The following is a 6,361-nucleotide window of genomic DNA, read 5'->3' on the forward strand; positions in this document are numbered from 1 at the left end:
ATCCCGCCCACTTCACCGGTCGGCCAGGCCAGTGTGGCCACCGGGCCGCGGAAACCGCCGCCGACCATGCCCTGCGCCCCCAGCCCGTACGCCTTGCGCAGCACCACGGCCACCACCGGCACGGACAGGTTCGCGCCGACCACGAACAACCGGCTGAAATGCCGCACCGTGGCGGTCTTTTCCGCGTCCGGACCGACCATGAACCCCGGAGTGTCCACAAGGGACACCACCGGCAGCCCGTGCGCGTCGCACAGCTGCAGGAACCGGGCGAGCTTGTCCGCCGCCGGGATGTCGATGGCGCCGCCGAGGTGGGCGGGGTTGTTCGCCACCAGGCCGACCGGCCTGCCCTCCACACGCGCCAGCGCGGTGATCACCCCGCGCCCGAACTCCGGGCGCAGCTCCAGGACCGAATCCGTGTCGGCGATCAGGTGCACCGCCTGGCGCACGTCGTAGACGCGGACCCGGTTCTCCGGCACCACGTGCCGGAGAAGCCGCTGGTCCGCGCACGACCACTCGTCCACCGGCCCCTGGAAGTAGGACAGGTAACGGCGCGCCGTCCGCACCGCCTCCGCCTCGTCCTCCACCAGGATGTCCACCACCCCGTTGGGCACCTGGATCGCCACCGGGCCGACCTCCTCGGGCCGGTACCGGCCGAGCCCGCCGCCCTCGATCATCGCGGGCCCGCCCATCCCGATCGTGGCGTTCTCGGTGGCGATGATGACGTCGCAGCAGCCCAGCAGCGCGGCGTTCCCGGCGAAGCAGCGCCCGGCCGCGATGCCCACGCTGGGCACGTGCCCGCTCAGCCTCCCCATCGTGGCGAAGGTCGTGACGTCCAAACCGGACGCGGTGGTGGTGTCGGTGTCGCCGGGGCGTCCGCCACCCCCCTCGGCGAAGAGCACCACCGGAATCCGCTGCCGCTCGGCCAGTTCCAGCATCCGGTCCGTCTTGCGGTGGTTGAGGTAGCCCTGCGTGCCCGCCAGCACGGTGTAGTCGTAGGACAGCACCACGCACCGGTCGCCGTTGATCCGCCCGATCCCGGTCACCATGCCGTCGGCGGGGGTGTTGACGACGAGGTCCTCCAGCGACCGGCGCTGCCGCTGGGCGGCCACGGTGAGCGCGCCGTACTCGGCGAACGTGCCGTCGTCGCACAGGTCGTCCACGTTCTCCCGGGCGGTGCGCATGCCGATGGCGTGGCGCTTGGCCACGGCCTGCGGCCGGGCTTCGTCCAGGCCGAAGCGGTGGCGTTCACGGACGGCGGCGAGGTCGGCCCTGATCTCGTCGAGGTCGTGTTCCTCGACGGTTTCCCCGATGTCGGGCTGGACCTCGTCCGGCACGAGCCGGAGCAGGACCTCGCCCTCGGCGACGGTGTCCCCGGCCGCCACCCGCAGTTCACCCACCGTGCCGGACAGCGGCGCGGCCACCACGTGCTCCATCTTCATGGCCTCGATGACGGCGAGCGGGGCGCCCTTGTCGACGTGGGCGCCGGCGGGCACGGGGAGCGCGACGATCGTGCCCGCGAACGGCGCGGCCGGGGCGGCGGAATCCCCGGCGGGTTCCGGTCCGCTCTCCGGCGCGTCGGGGATCAGCTCGGCGAGGTGGTCGTCGACGAAGGTGGTGGTGAACGCCCCGTTCCGGAAACCGGGATGCGCGACGATCGCCCGCAGCAGGCCGAGATTGGTGGCCGGGCCGCCGATCCGGAACTCGGCGAGCGCCGCACCGGCCAGTGCCGCGGCCGCGTCCAGCCCGCCCCGCGCGCTGTGGGTGACCACCTTGGCCAGCAGCGAGTCGTACCGCCCGGTGGCGACCCACCCGGCGTGGCCGTGGGTGTCCACCCGGACCCCGGGTCCGGTCGGCACCTCGAAGACCTCCACCGTGCCGGTGGCGGCCCGCGCGTTGCCCGCGGCGTCCAGCTCCTCCAGGTTGACCCGGCACTGCACGGCGACGCCGCGCGGCGGCGCGATCTCCTCCTGCCGCAGCCCGAGTTCGGCCAGGGTCCGGCCCGCGGCCAGCTCCAGCTGGGTGGCCACCAGGTCCACGCCGGTCACCTCCTCGGTGACCGTGTGCTCCACCTGGATGCGCGGGTTCGCCTCCAGGAAGAACCACCGCGCCGGATCCTCGGCGTCGACGAGGAACTCGAAGGTGCCCACACCGCGGTAACCGACCGCGGCGGCCATGCGGCAGGCGGCCCGGAGCAGCTCCGCCCGGTGCTCGGGCGGCAGCGTCGGGCACGGCGCGATCTCCACCAGTTTCTGGTTGCGCCGCTGGACACTGCACTCCCGGTCCCACAGGTGCGCGGCCTCGATGCCGTCCGCGACCACCTGGACTTCGACGTGCCGGGCGCGCGGAAGGAGTTGTTCGACGTACACCTCGCCGTCACCGAAGGCGCGCTCGGCCTCGGAACGGCAACGCTCGAAGGCCCACTCCAGGTCGGCGGCCCGCTCGACCACGCGCAGGCCGCGCCCGCCTCCGCCTGCCACGGCCTTCACCATCACCGCGGCGCCCTCGCCGAGTCCGGCCAGGAAACGTCCCGCGTCGGCCAGGCTCGTCCCGGCCGGGGTGGCCGGGAGCACCGGCACCCCCTGGGCCCGCGCCAGATCGCGGGCCGCGGCCTTGTCCCCGAACAGCCCGAGCACCTCGGGCGCGGGCCCGGCGAAGACCAGCCCGGCCTTGGCGCACCGCCGTGCGAAGTCGGCGTTTTCGGACAGGAACCCGTATCCGGGGTGGACCAGGGTGGCCCCGGTGCGGCCGGCCACCTCCACCAGCTGCTCGCCGTCGAGGTAACCGGCCTCGCCGGTGAGCGCGTGCGCCTGCCCCGCCAGCCGGACGTGCGCGGAATCGCGGTCGTCCGGCGTGTACACCGCCACGGTGTCCAGTCCCAGTGCCCGGGCGGCCCGGTGGATCCGCACCGCGATCTCACCGCGGTTGGCAATCAGCACCCTGGTCGGACGCGGGTGTGCGGACATGCGGGTTGTGCCTTTCTCCGTTGAAGGGCGGTGCTCGGATCCGGCACGACGTCCCGCCGCACCGATTCCATACCGTCTAGTCGGTATCTAGCCTGAGGCCTGGCGGACCGGACTGTCAAGAGACGGGCAGGAGGTTCAGGCGCGCCCGGCGGGCCCGGGCAGCAGGCTCGCCAGGAGCATCCCGGCGAACGAGTCGCCGATCTGGGCGGGCGACATCGTGCCGCCGGGCCGGTACCAGGTGGACAGGTGGTGCACCGCGCCGAAGAAGTAGTGCGCCGCCACCTTCGGGTTGACGTCGTCCCGGAAGTCCCCCGAACGCTGCCCCTCGGTGATCAGGTCGCAGAATCGCTCGTAGTACCGCTGGCGCTCCCGCTCCACCCGCCGCTGCTTCTGCTCGCTCAACTGGTGCAGGGAACGGAAGAAGATCACCATCTCGTCGAAGTTGTCCAGGGTGCTGCCGACGACGTCGGCGGCGGCCTCGTACAGCCGCCCGGTGACCGGGCCCTCCTCCGCGGCGATCTTTTCCATCCGCGCCATCTGCAGGCGCAGCACGCTCGCATAGATTTCGAACAGGAGATCGTCCTTGGCGGCGAAGTAGTGGTACATCGCGCCCTTGGTCAGCCCCGCGGCGTCCACCACGTCCTGCACCGTGGTGCCTTCGAAACCGCGCTCGGCGAACAACCGGGTGGCCGCCGCCAGCAGGCGCTGGGGCACCGTCTGCCCGGCCACCACCGAAGGCGGGCGCCCTGCCCTGCTCCGCGTCCGTTGCGCCATGATCCCCACCTCGCCGCCACTTGGTTCACCATCGTACGCAGCCGCGGCCCGACGAGACGATGCGCACAAAAAGCCCAGGCGGGAGGGGGTGGATTGATAACCTGGGCCGACTGCACCCGATGAGGCAGGGCAAGGTGCGTGGCCCCGTCCGGCAATGTGCCGGCCACGCACGATTGTGAGGTTTTGTTTTCGTGCCCGCTGATTTTTCGGCCGTCATCGCGGCCACCGCTCAATGGCTGTTGCGCGCCTACCCGCCCGCGGGCGGGGTGTTCGACGCGGCACTGGCCGAGGCCCAGGCCCGCCAGGCCGCGACCGTCGCGGCCTGGCTGAGGTACCCGACCACCCTGGACAGTTCACTGCTCGGCATGCTCGGCCCCGGCGGATCCGCCCGCCTGGACTGGGTGACCGGCATGGACACCGGCCCGGACACCGCAGACACCGCAGACGTCGCAGCCACCGAAGAGGAGACCGCCTGGCGTACCTGGGTGGACGAGGTGGTCGCCAGCTGGGCGGCCACCCTGCTCGCCGACGGTGAGCTCGCCGCCGCGGCGGTGGCCGCGGTCGCCGGTTCCGAGCACGCGGACGGCCTGACCTTCGACTTCCGCCGCCTGACCCATCCCGACGACCGCGATCGCCAGGCCGCCGCGCTGCTCCGGCACCCGGATCTGCTCGCCCCGGTCGCGGAACTGCACCGCGACCAGCTGGACACCCGCCTCGGCCGTCACTCCGCCGAAGCCGCCTGAACCCCAGCCGGATCGCCGCCCCGGTCGAGGCTGCCGTGAAGGGTCCCTTCACAGTCGAATCGACCGTGAAGGGTCCCTTCACGGCAATCCGCGGCCCCGCTCGTGCCCCGGTCAGTCGGATTCGCGCCAGCCGCGCAGGGCGTCGGCCACCCGGTCGAACACCGCGATGGGCGGTCCTGCCAGCAGGTTCGCCATCTTCGACTCGCCCGCGCCCGGGTGCGGCCGGGTCGGCGCGGTCGCCTCGGCGGTGCGGAGGGCCTTCGCCATCCTCCGGAGCCGGTCCTCGGGAAGCTTCGCGCGCAGCTGTGTGAACTCCTCCTGCTCCTCGTGCGTCGCGTGGTCGATCACGTCACGGCCGAGCGCCGCGAGCTTCGCGTCGAACTCCGGGTGGTCGATGCCCATGTCGTGCAGTTCGGCGAGCGCGCGCTTGGCCTCGCCCTCCTCCTTCAGGCGGGTGTCCACGATCGTCTCGCCGTTTTCGATCTCCTTGCGGGCGGTCGGGTGCACGACGATCTCTTCCGCGCTTTCGTGCACCGCGAGCAGCCGGACGAGATCCTGGAACAGATCGCGCTTCTGATCGCCCTGTGCCTGGGTCAGCTGGCCGAACAGGCTCTTGATCTGGTTGTGCTGTTCGAGCAGCAGGTCGACGACATTGCGGTCTTCCTTGGTGTCCACGTCTTTCACCTCGGGTGGCTGAGTAGTGGTGGTGGTCGTGGACGCGAATACCCCGCGTTCGCCGCGAGTATGCGGCGATGACGCTCAGTGCACACTCGCGAGCAGGGCGCTCGCGATCTTCTTCGCGCGGTGAGCGGGCGCGGGGCCGCGCTCCCGCAGCGCCGCCACCAGCGCGCCGTCCACCAGCAACATCAGCTGTTCCGCGAGTTCGGCGTGACCGGCGTGTCCCGCTTCTTCGAGCAAGCCGTCGAGGTAGTCCGTGACGGCGGCCTTGTGCTGCCGCGCGAGGGTGTAGACGGCGGCATCCGCATCGCCCACCTCGGCCATGGCGTTGATGAAGGCACAGCCCCGGTAATCCTCGCGCGCGAAACGGTCGGCGAGGAAGTCGAACACCGCCAGCGGCCCGCCGCCGCGCCGGGCCACCCCTTCGGCCAGCAGGCGCCGCCACTGCTGGCCACGAGAGCTCAGTACGGTCTCGACAAGTTCGTCCTTGCCGGCGAAGTGCCGGTAGAACGAGGCCCGCCCGACGCCGGAGGTCTCGAGCAGGCGCTCCACACCGACCGCCTGGATCCCCTCGGCATAGAAAAGATCCTCGGCCGCCGCCAGCAGACGTTCACGAGCCCGTGTCCCCACGCCCCCACGATAGCCGATCTTGACAGTAAACGGTACCGATCAGTACCGTCCGAACGGAACCGATCAGTACCGTTTTGGGGGTCCCCTTGCTCGAACCCGCCGTCCGTACCCGCGTGCCGGGCCGCATCGCCGTCCTTACCGTCGCCACCTTCGCGGTCGGTACGGACGCCTTCGTCATCAACGGCGTCCTGCCGCAGATCTCCGCCTCACTCCACGTCGGCGTCGGCACGGCGGGCCAACTCGTCTCCGTGTTCGCCCTCGCCTACGCCGTGCTTTCCCCGGTACTCGCCGCGGCTACCGGAACCTGGCCCCGGCGCGCTGTGCTCCTCGGCGCCTTCGGCCTGTTCGTCCTCGGCAATGCCCTCACCGCCCTCGCACCCGGCTACGGCTTCGCCCTCGCCGCCCGTGTGGTCGCCGCGGCGGGCGCCGCCGCGATCACGCCGACCGCGAGCGGCGTCGCCGCCGCGCTCGCCCCACCGGAACGGCGGGGCAGCGCGATGTCCCTGGTCACGCTCGGCCTGGTGTCCTCGACCGCACTCGGCGTGCCGCTGGGCACCCTGCTCGGTTCCCTCG

General features: G+C 71.8%; 6 protein-coding genes. 2 read left to right on the forward strand and 4 right to left on the reverse strand.

Annotated elements, in window-relative coordinates:
* Both FNH05_RS28985 and FNH05_RS28990 read right to left on the reverse strand, forming a co-directional pair.
* Window positions 1-2,963: acetyl-CoA carboxylase family protein (locus FNH05_RS28985; protein WP_144592027.1), on the reverse strand; the 2,963-nt coding region annotated here is incomplete at its 3' end.
* 135 nt (window positions 2,964-3,098) lie between these two features.
* Entirely contained in the window at window positions 3,099-3,737 is a 639-nt protein-coding gene (locus FNH05_RS28990; protein WP_144592028.1) for a TetR/AcrR family transcriptional regulator, read from the reverse strand.
* 191 nt (window positions 3,738-3,928) lie between these two features.
* Here FNH05_RS28990 and FNH05_RS28995 point away from each other — a divergent pair, with 191 nt between their 5' ends.
* Window positions 3,929-4,480, forward strand: a complete 552-nt coding sequence (locus tag FNH05_RS28995; RefSeq protein WP_144592029.1) for a hypothetical protein — start codon at window positions 3,929-3,931, stop codon at window positions 4,478-4,480.
* A 111-nt stretch (window positions 4,481-4,591) separates the two neighbouring features.
* Here FNH05_RS28995 and FNH05_RS29000 read toward each other — a convergent pair whose 3' ends face one another.
* Both FNH05_RS29000 and FNH05_RS29005 read right to left on the reverse strand, forming a co-directional pair.
* Window positions 4,592-5,155, reverse strand: coding sequence for a hemerythrin domain-containing protein (locus FNH05_RS29000; protein ID WP_144592030.1), 564 nt, complete (start codon window positions 5,153-5,155; stop codon window positions 4,592-4,594).
* An 84-nt stretch (window positions 5,156-5,239) separates the two neighbouring features.
* Window positions 5,240-5,788 carry a TetR/AcrR family transcriptional regulator gene (locus tag FNH05_RS29005; protein WP_186382791.1) on the reverse strand — a complete coding sequence of 183 codons (549 nt, stop codon included), beginning with the start codon at window positions 5,786-5,788 and terminating at the stop codon, window positions 5,240-5,242.
* Window positions 5,789-5,874: 86 nt separating this feature from the next.
* On the opposite strand from FNH05_RS29005, the gene FNH05_RS29010 reads away from it, so the two are divergent.
* Window positions 5,875-6,361: MFS transporter (locus tag FNH05_RS29010; RefSeq protein WP_222426736.1), on the forward strand; the 487-nt coding region annotated here is incomplete at its 3' end.

Source organism: Amycolatopsis rhizosphaerae, from assembly GCF_007713715.1.
Taxonomy (GTDB): domain Bacteria; phylum Actinomycetota; class Actinomycetes; order Mycobacteriales; family Pseudonocardiaceae; genus Amycolatopsis_E; species Amycolatopsis_E rhizosphaerae.